Origin of the sequence: Methylobacterium oryzihabitans (assembly GCF_004004555.2) — a bacterium.
Taxonomy (GTDB): Bacteria; Pseudomonadota; Alphaproteobacteria; order Rhizobiales; family Beijerinckiaceae; genus Methylobacterium; species Methylobacterium oryzihabitans.
In genome coordinates this window covers 1-18,598 of the sequence record NZ_SACP01000009.1, presented here as the reverse complement: position 1 = coordinate 18,598, position 18,598 = coordinate 1, and the positions used below count along the sequence as shown (strand labels likewise).

The 18,598-nt window shown below is 65.7% G+C and carries 18 protein-coding genes; 11 read left to right on the top strand and 7 right to left on the bottom strand.

All coding sequences use genetic code 11. The features are described 5' to 3' along the window. Positions 1-14 precede the first annotated feature (14 nt). Genes EOE48_RS10695 through EOE48_RS10680 form a run of 4 tightly spaced genes read left to right on the top strand, consistent with a single transcriptional unit; the run spans position 15 to position 3,823 of the window. Positions 15-851 (top strand): alpha/beta hydrolase, encoded by an 837-nt coding sequence (locus tag EOE48_RS10695; RefSeq protein ID WP_187371375.1) that lies wholly within the window; start codon positions 15-17, stop codon positions 849-851. Then, on the top strand, positions 839-1,963 hold the full coding sequence (locus EOE48_RS10690) for an ABC transporter substrate-binding protein (RefSeq protein WP_127728791.1): 1,125 nt from the start codon (positions 839-841) through the stop codon (positions 1,961-1,963). The genes EOE48_RS10695 and EOE48_RS10690 overlap by 13 nt, the downstream gene beginning before the upstream one ends. Next, positions 1,960-3,039, top strand: coding sequence for a FecCD family ABC transporter permease (locus EOE48_RS10685; RefSeq protein ID WP_127728790.1), 1,080 nt, complete (start codon positions 1,960-1,962; stop codon positions 3,037-3,039). Before EOE48_RS10690 ends, EOE48_RS10685 begins: the two co-directional genes overlap by 4 nt. Next, positions 3,032-3,823 (top strand): ABC transporter ATP-binding protein, encoded by a 792-nt coding sequence (locus EOE48_RS10680; protein WP_127728789.1) that lies wholly within the window; start codon positions 3,032-3,034, stop codon positions 3,821-3,823. The genes EOE48_RS10685 and EOE48_RS10680 overlap by 8 nt, the downstream gene beginning before the upstream one ends. A 375-nt stretch (positions 3,824-4,198) precedes the next feature. Here EOE48_RS10680 and EOE48_RS10675 read toward each other — a convergent pair whose 3' ends face one another. Further along, complete coding sequence (locus EOE48_RS10675) at positions 4,199-5,308, bottom strand: tyrosine-type recombinase/integrase (protein WP_127728788.1); 1,110 nt, start codon at positions 5,306-5,308, stop codon at positions 4,199-4,201. 221 nt (positions 5,309-5,529) lie between these two features. Between EOE48_RS10675 and EOE48_RS10670 the strand changes: the two genes are divergently transcribed. Then, on the top strand, positions 5,530-6,417 hold the full coding sequence (locus tag EOE48_RS10670; protein WP_187371374.1) for a DUF1403 family protein: 888 nt from the start codon (positions 5,530-5,532) through the stop codon (positions 6,415-6,417). 76 nt (positions 6,418-6,493) lie between these two features. Then, positions 6,494-7,081: an SMC-Scp complex subunit ScpB gene (scpB, locus tag EOE48_RS10665; protein WP_127728786.1), complete on the top strand. Its 588-nt coding sequence runs from the start codon at positions 6,494-6,496 to the stop codon at positions 7,079-7,081. Between the two features lie 179 nt (positions 7,082-7,260). Here scpB and EOE48_RS10660 read toward each other — a convergent pair whose 3' ends face one another. From EOE48_RS10660 to EOE48_RS10635, 6 genes are all read right to left on the bottom strand, one after another. Continuing rightward, positions 7,261-8,838 (bottom strand): hypothetical protein, encoded by a 1,578-nt coding sequence (locus tag EOE48_RS10660; RefSeq protein WP_127728785.1) that lies wholly within the window; start codon positions 8,836-8,838, stop codon positions 7,261-7,263. After that, positions 8,835-9,497: a hypothetical protein gene (locus EOE48_RS10655; protein ID WP_127728784.1), complete on the bottom strand. Its 663-nt coding sequence runs from the start codon at positions 9,495-9,497 to the stop codon at positions 8,835-8,837. The genes EOE48_RS10660 and EOE48_RS10655 overlap by 4 nt, the downstream gene beginning before the upstream one ends. A gap of 285 nt (positions 9,498-9,782) precedes the next feature. Then, complete coding sequence (locus EOE48_RS10650) at positions 9,783-11,066, bottom strand: hypothetical protein (RefSeq protein ID WP_127728783.1); 1,284 nt, start codon at positions 11,064-11,066, stop codon at positions 9,783-9,785. Positions 11,067-11,280: 214 nt separating this feature from the next. Then, positions 11,281-11,556 (bottom strand): WGR domain-containing protein, encoded by a 276-nt coding sequence (locus EOE48_RS10645; RefSeq protein ID WP_127729041.1) that lies wholly within the window; start codon positions 11,554-11,556, stop codon positions 11,281-11,283. 267 nt (positions 11,557-11,823) lie between these two features. Continuing rightward, positions 11,824-12,534 (bottom strand): type II toxin-antitoxin system PemK/MazF family toxin, encoded by a 711-nt coding sequence (locus EOE48_RS10640; RefSeq protein WP_210249560.1) that lies wholly within the window; start codon positions 12,532-12,534, stop codon positions 11,824-11,826. Beyond that, the gene (locus tag EOE48_RS10635) at positions 12,524-12,991 is read right to left on the bottom strand and encodes a hypothetical protein (RefSeq protein WP_127728782.1); all 468 of its coding nucleotides are present in this window, start codon (positions 12,989-12,991) and stop codon (positions 12,524-12,526) included. The genes EOE48_RS10640 and EOE48_RS10635 overlap by 11 nt, the downstream gene beginning before the upstream one ends. Positions 12,992-13,203: 212 nt before the next feature. On the opposite strand from EOE48_RS10635, the gene EOE48_RS10630 reads away from it, so the two are divergent. From EOE48_RS10630 to EOE48_RS10610, 5 genes are all read left to right on the top strand, one after another. After that, the gene (locus tag EOE48_RS10630) at positions 13,204-13,764 is read left to right on the top strand and encodes a hypothetical protein (protein ID WP_246154118.1); all 561 of its coding nucleotides are present in this window, start codon (positions 13,204-13,206) and stop codon (positions 13,762-13,764) included. Next, entirely contained in the window at positions 13,764-14,114 is a 351-nt protein-coding gene (locus EOE48_RS10625) for a hypothetical protein (RefSeq protein WP_127728781.1), read from the top strand. Before EOE48_RS10630 ends, EOE48_RS10625 begins: the two co-directional genes overlap by 1 nt. Continuing rightward, a complete protein-coding gene (locus EOE48_RS10620; protein ID WP_127728780.1) occupies positions 14,111-15,388 on the top strand; it encodes a hypothetical protein in 1,278 nt (425 codons plus the stop codon). Before EOE48_RS10625 ends, EOE48_RS10620 begins: the two co-directional genes overlap by 4 nt. A gap of 864 nt (positions 15,389-16,252) precedes the next feature. Continuing rightward, positions 16,253-18,217 carry an ATP-dependent nuclease gene (locus tag EOE48_RS10615; RefSeq protein ID WP_127728779.1) on the top strand — a complete coding sequence of 655 codons (1,965 nt, stop codon included), beginning with the start codon at positions 16,253-16,255 and terminating at the stop codon, positions 18,215-18,217. Positions 18,218-18,220: 3 nt separating this feature from the next. After that, positions 18,221-18,598, top strand: a 378-nt coding sequence (locus tag EOE48_RS10610; RefSeq protein ID WP_148239781.1) for a UvrD-helicase domain-containing protein, incomplete at its 3' end; no start/stop codon positions are given.

Genomic DNA, 18,598 nt, shown 5'->3' with positions numbered 1-18,598 from the left:
CATGCGGGGAGCCCGTGCTCCCGACTCCCGTGCAACTGCCCAATACCGAGCGGTGGGACATCCGCTCGCGGTCGGGCCGACCCTACCGCATCTTCCTCGCCTGGCCCGACACGCCGATGCCGCGGGACGGCTGGGACGCCGTCTACCTCCTCGACGGGAATGCCTGGTTCGGCACGCTCGTCGACAGCCTGCGGATGCGGGCGCGCCGGCCTGAAGTCACCGGCGTGCGCCCGGCGGTCGCCATCGGCATCGGCTATCCGACGGACGATGTGGTGGACGTGCCGCGGCGCCTCTACGATTTCACGCCCCTGCGCACCAGTGAGGCGGGAAACGACCGGGAGACCGGGGGAGCGGAGACCTTCCTCGACTTCCTCACCGGCGAACTTGCCCCGATGGTCGAGGCTCGCTTCCACCTCTCCGGCCAGCGCCGTGCCCTGTTCGGGCACTCGCTCGGCGGCCTCTTCGTCCTCCACGCGGTCCTGACCCGGCCCTCGGCCTTCGCTGCCTACGCGGCCGCCAGCCCGTCGCTGTGGTTCGACGACCGAGCCCTGGTGCGGGCCTGGGGCGCGGCGCCGATCTCGCACGCCGTCCGGCTGATGATCGCGGTCGGTGCCCTCGAGCAGCCCTCGGCGCGGTCGGCCCTGCCCGCCGAGGGTGGCCTCGAAGACCGCGCCATGGTCGCCAATGCCCGGGCCGCCGCCGAAGCCCTGCGGAGGCGAGGGGGCACGGGGGCCGACATCCGCTTCCACGTCTTCGAGGACGAGAACCACGCCTCGGTGGTCCCCGTCGCGCTCGGCCGCGCGCTGCCCTTCCTCCTCGCCCCTCCCGGAGCCACTCGATGCACCGTTTGACGCGCGCGTTCGCGGCCGGAGCCTTCATGCTCGCGGCAACCCTCCCGATCGTGTCGCATGGCGCGAGAGCGGAGCCCGTGACGGCCACGGACAGTCTCGGCCGCGCCGTCACGCTGGGAGCGCCGGCCCGGCGCATTCTGCTCGCCGCCGGCCGCATTCTGCCCGCCCTCGCCATCCTCGACCATGCGGTGGTCGATCGCCTCGTCGCCGTCGGCCGCGACCTTCCGCGGCAGAATCCCGACATCCACAAGGCCTATGTGGCGCGCTTCCCGCGCCTCGTCGCGCTGCCGGTGATCGAGGCGGGCCCCGGCGGCTTTCCGGCGGAGCAGGCGATCGCCCTCGCGCCCGACCTCGTGATCCTCGACCGCGCCCAGGCCGGCGCGACCGGGCCCGACGGCGGCAATCCGCTGCTGGGCGCGCTCGCTGCGGCAGGTATCCCGGTCGCGGTGATCGACCTTCACGGTCACCCTTTGCGCGATACCGCCCCCGTGATGCGCCTGCTCGGTCGTCTGCTCGGCCGGGAACGGGAGGCCGAGGACTTCACGGGCTTCATCGAGGCGCATCTCTCGACCGTGGCGGCCAGCCTGGCCGCTCGGGCAGCGACGCCCGCTGTGTTCCTGCACGCCCATGCCGGGGCCACGCCCTGCTGCTTCTCCCCTGGCCAGGGGACCTTCACCGACGACATCCTGGCCGCTGGGGGCTTGAACGCGGCGGCTTCGCTCCTGCCCGGTGCCGCAGGCCAGGTCAGCGCCGAGGCGCTGCTCGGCCTCGATCCACCCGTCTACGTCGCGACCGGGGGAAGCCACCTTTCCGGCCGGGGCGGCGTGGTGCTCGGCACGGGCGTCGCGCGTGACACGGCGCAGACTACCCTCGCGACGGTGCTTCAGAGCCCGGGCCTCGCGCAGCTCTCCGCGATCCGCTCGGGAAGAGCGTACGGCCTCTGGCAGGGCTTCAGTACCTCCCCGGTGAACGTGCTGGCGGTCGAGGTCCTGGCCAAGTGGCTGCACCCGGACCTGACGGGCGACCTCGATCCGGAGGCGACCCTCGCCGAGCTCAATGCCCGCTTCCTCGCGGTCCCGATGGACGGCACCTACTGGATCGGCCCGCGATGACCGCCCTCACCACGCAGCCTTCCGCGTCCCGGGAGACGGAAGAGGATCTCGCCGCGCGCTACCGCCGGAGGCAGGCTCGGCGCAAAGGATGGCTGATCCTCGCCGTCCTCGGCGTCGGGCTCGCGTTCCTCCTCGACCTGGCCACCGGTCCCGCCCTGCTGTCGCCGGACCGTGTGCTGCGCGCGCTCCTCGACCCGTCCGGCGTGACGGTCGCCGAGGCGACGATCGTGCGCGCGCTCCGGCTGCCCCCGGCGGTGACCGCGATCCTCGTCGGCGCAGCCTTGTCGCTGGCCGGGACGGAGATGCAGACGGTGCTCGACAATCCCCTGGCGAGCCCCTTCACCCTGGGCCTGTCCTCCGCCGCGACCTTCGGGGCGGCCCTCTGCATCGTGCTGGGCACGACGCTCCCGAACCTGCCGCCGAGCTGGATCCTGCCGGCCTACGCGTTCGCGTTCGCGTTCGGGGCAGCCCTGCTCCTTCAGGCGCTGTCGCGGCTGCGGGGCGGTCGCGACGGTGTCGTTCTGTTCGGGATCGCCCTGTTCTTCTCCTTCAACGCGCTGGTCGCGCTCCTGCAATTCGCCGCGACGGAGCAGGCGCTGCAGCAGCTCGTGTTCTGGACCATGGGCAACGTGACTCGAACCGACTGGCCGCAAATCACGGTGCTGGCCCTCGTCCTGGGGGGAACCGTGCCGCTGTCGCTGCGCGCCGCCCCGGGCCTGACCGCGCTCCGGTTCGGGGCTGAGCGGGCACGGACGCTCGGGGTCGATGTCGACCGCCTGCGTCTCGGCGCGATGGTGCGGATCAGCGTTCTGACCGGCGTGGCGGTGGCCTTCGTCGGGACGATCGGCTTCGTCGGCCTGGTCGGACCGCACCTCGCCCGGCTGCTGACGGGGGAGGACCACCGCCTCCTGCTCCCGATGAGCCTCTGTACGGGGGCGCTGCTCCTGTCCCTGGCCTCCACGGTGAGCAAGCTCGTCGTTCCGGGCGTCACGGTCCCGATCGGCATCGTCACGGCCCTGATCGGCGTGCCCTTCTTTCTCGCTCTCATCCTGCGCCGAGGTCGTCGCGATGCGTGAGCCGGAGAACGGCCTTGTGGTCGAAGGGTTGCGCGTCCGCTATGGCCGCCGGATCGTGCTGGCGGACCTGTCGTTGCCGCCGATCGAGGCGGGCCATCTCACGGTGGTGGCCGGGCCGAACGGGGCCGGTAAGTCGACTTTCCTGCGCGCGCTCGCGGGGCTTATGCCGGTCGAGGGATCTCTTCGGCTCGACGGGTGCGAGCTCGTCGGCGCCCGGCCGGCGGACCGCGCGTCGCGCGTCGCCTACATGCCGCAGACCCTGCCGCAGGATCTCGGCTTCACGGTGCTGGAGGCTGTGCTGCATGCCTGCCGGTCGGGCGTGGCACGGCCGCCGACGATCGATGAAGCAGTGTCGCGTGCGGCCGCGACCCTGGATCGGCTCGGCCTCGTGACCCTGGCCGACGTGCTGCTCGACCGCCTGTCGGGCGGCCAGAGGCAGTTGACGAGCCTCGCCCAGGCCCTCGTGCGTCGGCCGCGGCTCTTGCTGCTCGACGAGCCGCTCAGCGCCCTCGACCTGCACCACCAGCATGCTGTTCTGAGCGTCCTCCGCAGCTTGGCGACGGAGGGCGTCACGGTCGTCGCGGTTCTGCACGATCTCGGCCTCGCGGCGAACTGGGCCGACCGCGTGATCCTGATCCGCGATGGCGCCGTCGTGGCCGATGGTCCCCCGGAGGCCACGGTGACGCCCACGGCTCTGGCGGATGTCTACGGCGTGACGGCAAGCATCCACCGTCACGCCGACGGTGCGTTCAGCATCGCGGTGTCGGGTCTCGCGACTCGCTGAGCACCCCTTGCGCCGAGGTGAGGAAGGCGACGGTCCTCGGGTCGCAGTAGGGGAGGGAGGTGATGGGGAGTGGCCGGCGAGCTTGCGCCAACGCGGGCGCGAACTCGCGCACGGGGTTGCCCGTTCACCGGCGCCGGCTCGATCGGTCGCCCTCGGGTCGGCGGAACGTCAACCCCACGGCCACGCGACCTTCCATCATATGGCCGGGTCGCTTCGCGTCCGGAAGTGAAGACGAGGGGGCAGCTGCTTACCAGCCTTGCACCAGCTGGCCCAGGCAGCAGGCTCGTCCCAGCGGCAATCTCGAATGTCGGAAAGCTCCTGTTTCTCGCCTGCATCGCTCCATTTATTCTTGACCTCTCCGCCTCCAGACGGGCGTCACAGCCCTGATGCCTTGGTCAAGTTAATCCGGAAGCGCTCGCGCCGCCGCTGATATCGCCTCGTCATCTCGGCCGAAGCGTGACCGAGCTGACGCTGCACCAGCGCCTCCTCGACCTCAGCCGAACTCGCCAGGCCCGCCCGCAGCGAGTGACCCGCGAAGGCCAATGCCCGCTCGCCCTCCGGCAGATCGCCGCGCAGGCCCGCCGCCAAAGCCGTGCGCTTGACCAGCCGCACGACGTGCTTGTCGGACAGCCGGGCCGCCGAGACGACGCCCTTGGCTCCAGCGATCGACCGGAACACCGGCCCGTGGGCGATCCGCCCCAGCCGCAGCCACGTCTCAAGCGCCGCCACCGGGCAGCTGCGCTCCGACGAGCCGCGCCCGACCTCGACCGCGCGCCAGCCCGTCTTGCCGCGCACCGTCAGCAGCGCCCCCTCGGCCAGGATCTCGATCCAGCCCGCGCCGTCGGTCGTCTGGCGCGGGCCGCAGTCGAGCCCGACGATTTCAGAGCGGCGCAGGCCCCCCGCGAACCCGACGAGCAGGATCGCCTTGTCGCGCAAGCCCCGCAGGTCGGCCTCGAGCGTCGCCACCATGGCGAGCAGGTCGCCGCCGAGCACTGCCTCCTTCTGGCGCGGCGGGCGGGCGTGGCTGCGGCGGATGCCGGCCATGACGTCGGTGATGTGGCGATCACCGCGGGCGAGCGGCGTTCCATCCGAGCGGTAGTGGGTGGTGAGGGCGGCGAGGCGTCGCTCGAGGGTGGCGACGCTCACTTGGGGCAGGCCGTGTCCGTCGGCGGCAGCCGCGAGGAAGAGCCCGACGATGCGGGGATCGGGGACGAGGGGATCCAGTCCCTGGCGCAGGCACCAGCGCTCGAACAGACGCCAGTCGGCGGCGTAGGCGCGGCGGGTGTTGGGGCTGTCCTTGCGGGCGGCGTAGGCGCGTGCGGCCTCGGCGAGCGGCTGGAGCGTCAGCAGCGATCCTGCGTGCCCGTCCGGCGCCGCCGTTCCCAATACCGTGCCCGCGTCGGGAGGAACGGTGAGGGGCCCAAACGAGCCCTCCGTTGCGAGCGCGCAGGTGTCCGGTGAAGGCGGGGAGGGGGGATCAGCCATGCTTCCAGAACCATGGCTTGGAACGTCCGATAATGCAATCTTACCGGACATGACAATTGACACGACACCCGCGGCGGTTCGACCGGTATCAGAGCGGACAAACCGCCGTGTGCGAGTTAGGGTGGCGTATGGATCAGACAGCTGCTGCACCCGCCAGACCGGCTCGCCGCGCGACAAGAACGACCGCGGCTCCGTCTGCCAACCCGTTGATCCTGCAACCCTTGCCGGCTTGGGTCCGGCACGGCCGGGACGAGGGCGGGGCAGCGCTGGCGGCCGGCGCGGCCCTCCTCGGCCTCGATCAGATCTTGCGCGTCGCGCCGCCCTGGCTCGGCACCCTGCGCCTGCGCCAAGCCCTTGTTGCCGCCGCCGCGACCGGCCGCCTGCTCCGCCTGCGCGAGGACCTCGCCGCGTTCCGCGACGCCCATCACCTCACCCGGCCCACCGACGATCCCGGTCCGGCCGGGCATCTCCACCGCGCCTGGCGTGGCCTGGCCTCGCAGCCCACGCGGCTCGATTTAGGCAGTCTCGCTCGCCTCGGCAGCCTGATGGCCCCCGCCGTCGCTCCCGAGCACCTCCTCTTGACGGTCGGCGACCACGACGCCGGTGATCCGGTCGTCGCCGCCGCGACCACCGCCGCGCGCCTGCGGATCGCGATGCCGGGCCCGGACGGTGTGCTCCTCGGCCTGATGGTCGCCGACCTCGTTCTCGCCGCCCGCCTCGGCTGGGCCAATCCGGTCCCGCTACTCGCCACCGCCCTGGCGCAGCCCGCGCTCCGCGCCCGGCTTGATCACAGCCGCGCGTCCGTGAGCGATCCGGACTGGATCGCCGCCTGTCAGGCCGGCTACGCGGCCGCACTTGCCGAGACCTACGCTCGCGCAGTCGACCTCGCCCGGCGCGCGGACGCGCTGACGAGTGCGATGCGGGTCGTTCGCACCAAGGGCGCCAACCACGGCCTCACCGCCCTGCTCGCCGACGACGTCGTCGCGGCGAGCCACCTTGCCGGCCTCGGCTCTGAACGGGCCGCCCGGCGCTTCCTCGACCGCCTGGCCACCCTCGGGGTCGTGCGCGAGCAGACCGGGCGCGCAACGTTCCGCCTGTACGGCCTCTGACGTGGCCCGCGCGCGATCCCGCCCGTTCGATCCCGCTCTCGCCGGCCTGCCGCCCGAGGCGCGCTGGCGCGCCTGGATGGGGCACGTCGAGGCCGTGCTGTTCGCCTCGCCCACGCCGGTTCCGCGCGAGACCCTGGCCCGGGTCGTCGGCCCGGAATGCCGGCTCGACGCACTGATCGCCGACATCCGCGAGGAGCTGCGCGCCCGGCCCTACGAGCTCGTCCCGGTCGCCGGCGGCTGGCAGCTGCGCACGCGGGCAGAGTTCGCCCCCGCCATCCGGGCCGCCGGCACCGTCCCGGAGGAGGCGAGGGGAGGGACGCTGACGGCGGGCGAGCAGCTGGTGCTCGCCACCATCGCCTACCTTCAGCCAGTGACCCGGATGGCCCTCTCCCGGGTGCTCGGCCGTGAGGTGAGCCGGGACGTGATCGGGCGGCTGAAGCGGCTCGATCTCGTTGGAGCCGGGCCGCGCGCGCCGGAGCCCGGCGCGCCGCTGACGTATGTCACCACCTCGACGTTCCTCGCCCGGTTCGGCCTCACCTCGCTGCGCGATCTGCCCGACATCGAGGCGCTGGAGGAAGCCGGATTGCTCGACCCCAACATGTCGGGCGACGCGCCATCCGATCCCTTCGACGCCATGCTGGGGCTGTCCGGTGAGGAGGCCTGACAACAAGCCATACAAGTCGGCCGGCGGCCCCCGTAGCCGTCGCCGCCTGCTCGCACCGATCGGCAACGTCCATCCCGCCCAGGCCCAGACGCGCTATCAAACCCACGTTGGAGATGAGGCCGTGGTCGCCTGACCCAAGGCAACAAGCCTCCGGAAAACCCGGAGTGGTTCAGCCCATTCTAACGGAAGCTGTCGGGATCGAAGCGTTTCAGGTGCGGCAGCCAATCGCTCCACGAGACCGTACCGGAAAGCTCTTGCGGCCCGATGGTGTTGCGGTCGGCGGCATAGCTCAGGGTGCGGATGAGGCTGGGACGGTCCGCTGCGCCACGTGTTCGAGCCACGATGCCGATCAGTTTCTGCGCAATCGGCGCCACCGGTGCTCCGAGCAGCCACTTCGGGCTCGCTTTAGAGAACGCCAGCGTCCCCGGTGTCGCCCCGAGCACAGTGGCGTTGCGAGATCGCAGCCACGGGAAATCCGCCGCGTAATTTTCCAGTTTCCGAACGATGGCCCGGAGCGCGGTGCCGCCGTCGCCAGGACCGATATAGAACGGCTCGCCGCCGTGTGGATCGACGACGATGCCGAGACGGTCCCGCCCGGCCGCGAAGGCGCGGTCGTCTAGGCATCCATCGACGAGAAGGACAAACGGGATCCCGCTTTCCGACAGACGTCTATGCACAACTCCAACGTCGAGGGTCCCGGCGTCCGGTACCAGTTCCGCCTTCGCTTGATCGATGACCTGCATGAGCTCCCGCAGGTTGCCTACGCTCGTCGCTGGCGCCGGCAGCCGGCTGACTGGTTCGGCGGGAGCGTCCGACATGAAAATGGTAAGGCCACCGGTCCCGGAGCGGGCCTGATGGCCTACGTAGTAGACAACCAAGAGAGAGGCCTTCGCTTTCTTCGCCTGCCGAGCGCCGTCTGCGAGGAAGGCGAGAACTCTGTCCCGCGTCAGGCCATCGCCAGGCCTGGCGTCGAGGCTCCTGACCACGGCAGGCGACCACTCGCTCAGCGCATCTCGCACCAGACGCGCGTTCTCCGCATTCCAATCCTGGTTCATGGCTGGAGGGAGAAAGCTGTAGACGCCCGAGGCAACCGTCAGGAGCGCCCATCGTTTTGGAGCGACAAGCCGCTCCTTCGTGCTTGCGGGGGAGGCGCGACGATCATCGGCGGGAAGCCACACGAGGGGAACTTGCTGCGCCGGTTCGAGCCGGATCGTCGACACCCCGGGTTTGACGGTTTCGGACTCGTCGTTGAGCGCGGCGGCACGCAGTGCCTGCCACCGCTCCTCGGTAAGATCTGGACCCTTCGAAACCGTGATCGAGAACCGGGCGCGCCACACAGTCCCCACCCGGAAGCCCTGTTCCGGTGCGGCAGACTGGTCGCCTCCCTGCACTGTCTCGCGAACGACGTCCTTGAGGGTCAATGCCAGCGAGAGATGGCGCAGGTCCTCAGCGAGGAACCGCCAAGGCCAGAAGGCACCGATGTCGAGCTTGTCCGGCGTGATCGGATGGCGATCCGCGGTGGCAGCCTGCTTTTCGACCTTCGCCTCCGCGGCGCCCATCTCGATGACTTGGCCGTCAGGCCCGACCCGATCTCCCGGGGAGAGGCGAGCGACCGGCGGCCAGGCCACGCGCGCCTCCACGGGCGCTCCCACTGCCGTGCGCAAGAACTGTTCGAGGTCATCTGCTTGCGCGGATGGTCCGCCGATGGCCAGAAAGGCCACCAGAAGCAGGCGCAGGCGGAGCTGGCGCGATCTCATCGGACGAAGAGATCTTCGGGGATCGGCACGAACCTGACGTCGTCTGGGTCTTTCCCGGGTGCAAGGTGCGTGGTCACGTAGTTGGTCCGCACCACTTCGAACGCGAACACGACGGGATCGTCCACGGTGATGACGACTTCATCCCCGGCACTGACGTGGACGCCCGCTTTCACCTCCACAGGCTGAGCCTTGAGATTAGCCCAAGCCTCGGCGCTCATCCCGGCCTTGCGGGTCAGACGCAGCGATACTTTGCCCTCGAAGGCGCGAGACACCATGAACGGAGAAACCTTCCGTTCAGCCGCCGCTTTCGCATCGGGATCGGCAAGCACCCGCTTCTTCATTTCCGGCCCGAGCATCTCGACGGCGTGCGCATTCCTGAACTCCAGCTTGGCATCCGACGCTTTGGAGGCGTCAGCTTTGACACCGAAGAACGAGGCCACGCCTGCATTCGCCTCGGCGCCCGCGTCGAATGACAGGTCTGCTGAAAAATCGAATGCGGGACCCCGATCGAGCGCAGGGTCGTCCCGCGCCGTGCGCTTCAGAGGAATTTTCAGATCATCCGTGAAGATGGACGCTGGAAGGCAACCTGGTCGAGGCGGGAAATTCAGTACGAACGAACCGCGTTCGATGCCGAATTGATCCGCGATCGCCTGCCGCATGTCCGCTTTCGCGACCTGCGTGGTCAGAGTGATCGCGGCAATTGTCGCTGCGGCTACTATTCGCATTGCGGTCCCTCTCGGTTTCAGTATACTCTACGATCACGGAGCGACAAGATGTATTATCTGATCGTTCTTCATGTTGAATTTCAGATGTTCAAGCGTGCTTGCTTGCCAGCAATTTTGCCATTCATGCCGCGATCTGCGTGTATTGTCCGTATGAAGCGCTGATATTTGGCCATGGGGGTTTCAGCGTGCCTCTTTCTGATGCATTCCATCGGGTGTCTATTAACGCTTCACCATGCTAGCGCCCGGTTCGATCAGCAGCGCGTAGTTGAGGCATTTTACGAGATGATGAATACGATGCACTTCGCGGAAGAGCACAAGCAGGCGGTGCATGTAATCGAGAAGCTGAATTTCTTGCTTCTTCTCCCGCTCCATTCCCTCCAGCTTCGGATAATAGGTGATAATCTGTGTTGCATCGTCGTAGTCAATCTTATTGTGCGCAATCGCATTCCTCAGCTCGTTGTCATGAGCGAGCGGGTCAACTATATACCATCCGCTGTCTAGGTCCTGCAGCTTGCTTCCCAATGCTACATCGGAATAATCGTTCAGTGACGCGGGTGATAGCCGCCTTCCGTTCTTACTGGTCCTTACCGCGAATGCGTTATGATCCCCACGTTCGATGAGATTGCCCATACCGGCCACCAGCACCAATTGTCGATTCAACACCTCCGCCATATCCTTATATACCTCACGGTACTCTATGAAATCCTGAGAGCTGACGCGCATCGCCGTCTTCGCGGCGGCGTACGTTTTGTCCACATCCAGGAAGAGCGCAGGCCGCAGCGGCAATTCGGCGTCAAAGATCGGCTTATAGACCTTCAGACAATCACGCTGGAGATTTGCCAAAAAATTCGTGTCATAGAGCTCTTGCAGGAAAGCAGCCATTGCGCCCGTCTTGTTCTGCATTAGATCAATAACGGTTGCTGTATATTTTTGAACGATTTCCCGATTATCATGAGGCAACGTGAATGGCAAAACATAATGATTGACCACCTTATAGAGTGTCGCATTTATGTCCTCCATTTTCTTTGATTTTACTGTTATTTTGAATCTTTTTTTCGCGTAATCGCTAAAAGGGCCATAGAAGCCCTTGATGTATTTAGAGATTAACTCAGTTACCTCTGGATATTTTTTATACTGTTCGTTGATAATGCCCAGCCTCTCCCGATGAAAAACAGCTAAGCGATTGCCCGAACGACCAACCGCCTGCATGTACGGCGTATTCCCTGGGACGTAGGTTCCAAACACAACTGGAAAGTCCAAATGTAAATCTACAAAATCTAGCGTAGGATCGAACATTCCTTCTAAGGCCACCTCAGATGCGTTTGTAACCGTCCACTTGACTCCTTGATTTAAATAAAGCTCTTGCGACTTTTTCCCCAGTGCGATTGCTGCGATGGCGCGATCATCGAGCGTGTTCGCTCCTTTGGCGGTTACATGAATTTCGATGACGGTTCCACATTTATTGCAAGAAAACTTCAACGGCTGTACGTCACGATTGCTCATGCCAACGCGACAATTTGTCTGATTTAAGCATTCATTGCACTTCAAAGACATGTTGATATTCAAAATTATCCTCCCGCACGGCTTCAGCGTTTGGGCGACCAAGATATGCCCTTCCGCTTCGTACCACAAAATGCTCGTTGGCAGATGCAGCGTGGGGTGGCGCTTGACGAGGATGCCCGATTACTGAAACGTAGTTATATAACCGCACTGAGACTCACGCGGTATTCGACGTCTCGCTAACTCGCTGGGCAGGCGAGCGGTAGCCACGACGTCTCTTCTGTCGAAGCAAGGCGAGGAAGAGGTCAACCGCCTCCCTTTCGTTCTTGAAATGATGCGTCATCGCTTGGCCGCGCGTGCCGATCCGCCCCCAGCGGCGGACGATGCATGCATCGCCGAACAGTGACGGTTCGATCGACATGGCGTAGAAGCGCGCCATGTTCTTCGCCGCATTCCACCGTTCGACGTAAAGCTGATAGGGCTGAACGATCATAGCGGAAAGTATTCCGCGATTCAGGATCTGGGTCCAATAAGCATTCGGAATCAATCTATGCTGACCGATGCGCGCTTGTGATTGAGATCCGGCGCGGATCCTCGCGATGCACCAAGACGGATTGGCAGGTGCGGCGCAACCGGCTAAAACGACGAAAGGGAACGGTTTGACCCGCTCCCTTCGCCTTGTCGCTCCCTTGCGGGAAGTGGACATCGGTCTCATAACCGAGCCATCGCGGTTCCAGATATACGCGATCTCGGTAATTTTTCAAGAGCCGTTCGGTGAGCCGTCGGAATTCCCTGGCTTGTTGGTGGTCCTAACCGTGCCTTTCTGCGCCTCTGGTTCCGGCTCTGGTGGGAGCTTCGGAAGCCAGGCAAAGGCCTTCCGCAAGACGGCGTTGAAATCCGCTTCCCCGAGGCGCGGGATGCGGCCCTTGCCCGGCGTGAGCCGACTGACCGCCACCGTCATCGGCTTATCGCAGATGGCCCAGCTCGGATTGCCGTTGATGCCCTTCTCGATCCGGACCGACCAATCGTTCGCGTCCTGATCGAGAGACGAACACGGGATCACCGTCACGGCACCATAATAGCGGTGCTTCCACGAGACGATGATGACCGGGCGCCGCTTCCAGAGCTCCGGTAGATGGGCGTCCTCTGGCATGTCGCACCAATACAGCTCGCGAATGCGCGGGTTCGAGGTGACGCGCGGCGGAACTTTCGGCGGCCTAATCGCCTCGTTATGCCGGTTCTGGGCCGCTGCGAGCCTGGCGCCGTGTCCGGCGCGCTCGGCGATGAAGCTCCATTCGCCCTCGTCGGAGTCCTTCATCGACGATACGAGTTCCTTACGCACATCGGCCGGCATCGCCAGCACGAGCCGCAGCGCTAGGCGCTCGAACTCGTCCGGCTCGGTCTCGGCATCCTTGGCCTTATCCGCCAGCGCTTCGCGGAGCTCCTCCAACGTCATCGGCTCATAGCTCACCGAGGACGACCTTGGTGCCCATGTGCAGATGCCTCCGGATCTCCTCGCAGACGGCCTTGTAGAAGCCGCCAGCGTCGTCGTTGGCCAGGAGATCACCCTGCCCATCCTCGAACATGCGCTGGCCGCTCGCGCGCGCCATGAGCGTGTGACGGCCGGAGGGATGAACCGCGACCTTGAACTCCACCATCGGCGGGATGGTGATCCCCAGGATCGAGCACATGATCGTCTGCTTGTCCTCGGGGAGCTGTTGAATGATCGCGAGGTGCATGTCCTCGTCGAGCATCGTCCAAGTAGGCAACCCGCGACTCTGCGGATTCCCAATCGGATTGTCGTCCGTCCCGTTCCAGCGGAAGCCGAGACGCGGCTTTCCATCCCACTCGCCCAAGGCATAGGCGACCTGTCCCGGTCCCTTGTCGAGCAGGACCGTGAACAGCTTCCAGTGTGCCTTGGGCGACACGACCGCGCTTGGTGATATGTACGCCATTTCGAAACCTCATACGTATGAAGCGACGAAATGGCATATGTTTATCGAGTTTTCAAGAGTCCCATGCGCTCCTCCTGTCTCCGGACTGGGCCTGCACCGGTCGGAGGGCTGCTGGGTAGGCACGGCGGCGCTTGACAAAAGTAGACAGCTTTGCCATCCTCACTGAGCTCAGTGAGGACGAAAGAGTGAAGTTGTCGATCATCGACTTGGAGGACGGTCAGAAGGTGCTCAGCGGGGTTCAGGCCGGTCGTCAGCTCTTAGGAAAGTTAGTGGCCGCTGCGCGACCATCGGCCGACCCGGAGCCCGCCTACCTTGACTTCGATGGAGTTGAGGTCGCCACCGCATCCTTCCTGCGTGAGGGCGTGATCGCCTTTCGTGATTACGCTCGAACAACCCTGCCGGCGCTCTATCCAGTGATCGCTAATGCGTCTCCGGCGGTGACTGAGGAGCTGGAGTTCTTCTTACGCCACCGTAAGGACGCGATGTGGGCTTGTCGTCTCGCCCGTGCAGGCGAGCCACGCGATCCCAAGATCCTCGGCGAGCTCGATGAGGCGCATCGCTCGACCTTTGAACTGGTGGCGCGCCTAGGAACGGCGAGCGCGCCAAGCCTCGCCGCACAGAGCGAAGAACGGCTTGCCCCGACCGCTTGGAACAATCGCCTCTCCAGTCTCGCCGCCCGCGGCCTGTTGATGGAGCGCCGTTCAGGGAAAACAAAGACCTTTGCTCCGGTTCTGGAGGCCTGTTGATGGGGATTGATTTTATCCGCAACGCTAGCGGTAAGCCTTACACCAAGCGGTGGGCGAAGGGCCTCGATCGCACCAAGTCGCCGACTTTGATGGACGTCAGCTTGTCGGAGGAGGGTCGAACCCTCACCGCCAAGCTGGCCGCGAAAGGAGCGACGCGCCAGGGCGCGACGGTTCTGGTGCAGTCGAAGGGCCCCGAACTGGTTGTCCTCGACGGGCTGCGCCAAGTAGCCAGCATAGCCAATCCCCCGGCGAGCGTGCGAGCTGCGGTTGAGGCGCGCCAGGGCATGGCGCCGGCCGTGGTCGAGCGTGTCGGCGTCCTCGGCGTGACGGCGGAGATCAAGCTCAAATGACCCGTCGCGCTCCGCAAGAGCCCAGTCGTCGCTTCGAGCCGTCATACCGACTCCGCGACGACACCACGATCTACGCGCCTTCGCTTGGCTGCGGCGGCTGTCCCGACTTCGAGACTTGCGGAGGTCTCCACACGGACGCCGACGTGTTCGACTGCAACGATTTATGCTCGTGTGGCGACCCCGCCCTGTGCGACACCGTTTGCCGAAACAAGCCCGATACCTTCTTCGAACGCTATCTTGAGATCGGCGGCTTCAATCTGGAGTCGACGCTGCAGGTCGCTGCCCTTCCGTCACCGAATCTGCCGCCGGTTATCCCCCTTATCGGCCACAAATATAGCCGTCAGGCCGTGCTGAATGAGCCTGTGGTCGCGGTTCCGCTCTACGAGCTTTTCCACATGGGGTCCGGCCAACCCTTGGTGCGAACGCGCGCGGAGCTGGCGGCCCGCTTCCGCATAGCCGAGGGGGCGGTCGTGATCGCCTCGGGAGTCGACCGCGACATCAAGCTCGAAGCCTGGTGGGCGTTCGCAGATCGGGACGTAATCCACGCGACGCTGCGAGACCTCGGGATCGCGCTGGTCACAGCCCCCAACTTCAGCCTGTTCCTCAACGTACCGCGCCCCGACAATCTGCACAGCATGAAGCGCATCGCGCTTGGCTGGGCCGAGCTGATGGCTGCTGGCGTCCCGTCGGCGCTGCATCTCAACGCTCGGACCGATCGCGACTATGCGCGGTGGATGCGTTTCGTCCGACAGCGCCCGGAGGTCCAGATCGTCGCCTTCGAGTTCGGGACGGGCGCTGGCGCGCCGAATCGCGTTGATTGGCATGTCGACCGCCTCTGCCGCTTGGCCGACGCGGCGGGTCGTCCTTTGACCCTCGTGGTGCGCGGCGGCGCCAAGGTCTTGCAGCGCCTCAGGCAGCATTTCGCGCAGGTCGTGCTGATCGAAACCGATGCCTTCACCCGCACCCTCAAGCGACGTCGCGCCGAGTTGACCGAAGCGGGCCGCCTGCGCTGGCCGCGGATCTCCACCCCGAAGGGCGCGCCGATCGACGAGCTGCTGGCCCACAATATCGTCACCAAGCGCGCCGCGTTGTTGCTGTCCGACTTCGCACCGCCGGCGCAATCAGAGCGTTCGGCCCGGCATGCTCGCCGGCCTGCACAGCACACTGACTGTGAGACCGGACAGGGCAGCTTTCTGACGCAGCTGGACGCGACCCTGCAGGCTCGGGCTGTGCCCGCGGACCTCCAGCGCATGGTCGTCGCTGCGGAATCGTAGGTCGCCATCGTGATTGACCAGTGCGCGGAACATTTGTCCCAGGCCGAAGCCGCAGCCGCTCTCGCGGCCGAAGCGGGACTCGCCATTGGCTACCGCGACCAACAAGGCTGCGCCGGCGTCCTCGAGGCGCTGATAGTCAGGATGGGAGCGAAGGCTGGCAAGCACGCCGATGCCGCAGTCGCTCACCACGACCTCGAACGCGCTTTGCCGCGCGGCGAAGGCGACGATCCCGGTCGGCGACGCCTCGCTGTGGCGGAAGACGTTGTCCTGAAGTTCGCCCAACGCCCCGACGATCTCGGCTGCGATCCGCGCCGGAAAACCGGCGGCGAGCGCTGCTTGGTCGGCCCGGCTGGCCCAAAGCCGCCATATGTCCGATCGCTCGCCATCCGCGCTCAGCCTCCGCAGCGGAAAGACTCCGGCCCGCGCGCCCTGATCGGTCCCGCTGACCACGTTGTGCTCGAGCGCGGCCTCAATGGTGGCGACGAACGGGGCTTCGAGCGTCACTGCAGCGAAGGCGTCTCGGTAACGTTGCCGTCCGCGCACCAATTCAATCAAGGGTCCGATGAGGCCCGACCGCTGGACGCGCAACGCACCGAAACCGGCGAGGTCACCGCTGGCGGCCGAAAACAACAGCTCATCGGCGGTGACGAAGTCGCCTACCAGCGTCTGCCCGGGTTCTTCAACTTCTTTATCCATCAGCCCCCGAACCGGCCGCGGCGGGCGTCGACGAACCACAAGGCGCGCCGGGCCTACGGTCCGGAGCCCCCGTCATAGCAGATTGGCCGACCATGTTCGCCACTCTTTGAGCGAGCTGTCCCGGGTCAGAACGGGAAGCCCGGTGCGCTCCTTCAATGCGGATGTGCCATGTACCTCGAACGACTTTTGCTGACCAATTTCCGGTGTTTCGGGCCGCAGACCACGACAATCGACATGCCTCCGGGCCTGACCGTGTTCGTCGGCGTCAATGGTACTGGCAAGACGGCCATGATGCAGGCGCTGCTGCGGCTGTTCGGCGTGACCCCCGACCATCGGCGTATCCGCCGCCAGGATTTCCACGTGCCCAGCGCCGAGGCGGCGCCGCCCGCGGAGCGTGAACTCGTTATTGAGGCGATCCTTTCGTTTCCTGAGCTTGACGGCGCAGCTGGCCACTCCGCTGTCCCCGAATTCTTCCACCAGATGGCGTGTGACCAGGATGGCCAGCTGAAATGCCGGTTGCGGTTCGAAGCCCGATGGACGGATGATGGCTCGCTCGAGGGCGTGATCGAGCAGAAATACCAAGCGGTTCGCGCGCTTGGTCCCTTTGAGGACGGCGATCGATCGGACCTGCGGCCGACAGACCGCGCCCGCATCCAGATGATCTATGTGCCTGCCAGCCGCGACGGCACCTCGCAACTCACCGCATTCCTGCGCGGCCGCCTCTGGCGCGCGATAACTTGGTCGCAGGCGATGAGGGATGTGTTTCTCGATGCAGGCGGCCGCCTGAACAATGCCTTCGGTGGTGAGGCGGCCGTTGATCTCGTCTCAAAGGCCGTCGAGCGGCGCTGGCAGCAGGTGCATAGCGCCGGCACCGACACCAAGCCAGCTTTTCGTCCGGTCGATCTGCGCTTCCAGGAATTCATCCGCAGGGTCGAGGTGGTGTTCCACCCTGATGAGGAGGGTCGCGATCGCAGTCTCGAGGATCTGAGCGACGGTCAGCGCTCGCTCTTCCACCTCGCGATGACCGCCGCAGCTCTCGACGTCGAGAGAGGCATTGCCGACGGCTCGGCCGGGGCGGCTTTTCAAGCTGGCGGCGTGACGCTTCCGGCCCTGACGCTCATTGCGGTCGAGGAGCCCGAGAACAACCTCGCGCCCTTCTACCTGTCGCGGATCGTGCGTCAGATCGAGGAGCTGACCGCGACGGGGCGTGCCCAGGCCTTCGTCTCAAGCCATTCCGCCAGCATCCTTGCACGCGTGAACCCCAAGCAGGTCCGGCACTTTCGCCTCGAACCCACCGACAGGACGGCTCGTGTAAAAGGCATTCGCCTGCCTGTGGGTGACGAGGACGCCGCGAAGTTCGTCCGTGAGGCGGTTCGGACCTATCCCGAGCTCTACTTCGCGCGGTTCGTCATCCTCGGCGAAGGGGCCTCCGAAGAGGTGGTGCTGCCTCGTTTGGCGGAGGCGCTCGATCTTCCGATCGATCGGTCCTTCGTGGCGATGGTGCCGCTCGGCGGACGCCACGTGAACCATCTCTGGCGGCTGCTGAGCGATCTTGCCATTCCCTATGCGACCCTGCTCGATCTCGACTGGGGCCGCGACGGCGGGGGGTGGGGGCGGATCAAGACGACCTGCGAGCAATTGTTGGCCCTCGGACGATTGCCGATGGAGGTCTTCGGCGCCGAGCTCGGCCCTGCTGAGATCGCAGTGCGGCTGACGGGGCTCGGCGCTGGCGATCAGCGCGACACCGCTGGGCTGCAGGCATGGATGAATGCGCTACGCGGGTTCGGAGTCTTCTTCTCCGCGCCCCTTGATCTCGACTTTTCTATGCTGACCGCCTTCTTGGCCGCATATCAGCGACTCGAGCCCGGAATGCGCGGGCCTCGCCCCGGCGACCCTCGCGCCGCGGTGCTCGGCGATGAAGGCCAGCCAGAACTATACGATGCAGGCTTTGATATCGTACTCCTCTGGTATCGCTATCTCTTTCTCGGCCGCGGCAAGCCGAGTACGCATGTGCGTGTCCTGGCGCGGCTTGAGACAGAAGCCTTGAAAACCGGAATCCCAGAAGAGCTGAAAGCGCTCCTCGATCATGTGATCGCTGCGATAGCGATCGTACCGGCGGAAGGGGCGTGCTGATCCATGCCGCTTGTCACACCCGAAGCTTGGCGGCCGCGCGGCATTGGCGATCTAGAGCCTAACGCTTGGTATGTGCTGCGCCGGCAGGGGAATACGTGCGTGGTGGCTGGACCCGGCGCCGGCAAGACCGAGTTCCTGGCTCAGCGCGCCGCCTACCTCCTCGAGACTGGCGCGTGCCCTGCGCCTCACCTCGTTCTGGCCATTTCTTTCAAGACCGCCGCCGCCGAGAACCTTGCGGCGCGTGTGCGCGAGCGCTGTAAGCGCGGTCAGGCCGAAAGGTTCACATCGCTGACCTTCGACGCCTTCACCAAAAGCCTCGTTGATCGTTTCCTGCCGTCGATTCCTGCGGATTGGCGACCAACAAAACCTTATGATATCGAC

Bases quoted from the DNA above. Each gene is read 5' to 3' on its own strand.
- EOE48_RS10690 (WP_127728791.1), top strand. From the start codon at position 839: ATGCACCGTTTGACGCGCGCGTTCGCGGCCGGAGCCTTCATGCTCGCG.
- EOE48_RS10685 (WP_127728790.1), top strand. From the start codon at position 1,960: ATGACCGCCCTCACCACGCAGCCTTCCGCGTCCCGGGAGACGGAAGAG.
- EOE48_RS10680 (WP_127728789.1), top strand. From the start codon at position 3,032: ATGCGTGAGCCGGAGAACGGCCTTGTGGTCGAAGGGTTGCGCGTCCGC.
- EOE48_RS10675 (WP_127728788.1), bottom strand. From the start codon at position 5,308: ATGGCTGATCCCCCCTCCCCGCCTTCACCGGACACCTGCGCGCTCGCA.
- scpB (WP_127728786.1), top strand. From the start codon at position 6,494: ATGGGGCACGTCGAGGCCGTGCTGTTCGCCTCGCCCACGCCGGTTCCG.
- EOE48_RS10660 (WP_127728785.1), bottom strand. From the start codon at position 8,838: ATGAGATCGCGCCAGCTCCGCCTGCGCCTGCTTCTGGTGGCCTTTCTG.
- EOE48_RS10655 (WP_127728784.1), bottom strand. From the start codon at position 9,497: ATGCGGCAGGCGATCGCGGATCAATTCGGCATCGAACGCGGTTCGTTC.
- EOE48_RS10650 (WP_127728783.1), bottom strand. From the start codon at position 11,066: ATGAGCAATCGTGACGTACAGCCGTTGAAGTTTTCTTGCAATAAATGT.
- EOE48_RS10645 (WP_127729041.1), bottom strand. From the start codon at position 11,556: ATGATCGTTCAGCCCTATCAGCTTTACGTCGAACGGTGGAATGCGGCG.
- EOE48_RS10625 (WP_127728781.1), top strand. From the start codon at position 13,764: ATGGGGATTGATTTTATCCGCAACGCTAGCGGTAAGCCTTACACCAAG.
- EOE48_RS10620 (WP_127728780.1), top strand. From the start codon at position 14,111: ATGACCCGTCGCGCTCCGCAAGAGCCCAGTCGTCGCTTCGAGCCGTCA.
- EOE48_RS10615 (WP_127728779.1), top strand. From the start codon at position 16,253: ATGTACCTCGAACGACTTTTGCTGACCAATTTCCGGTGTTTCGGGCCG.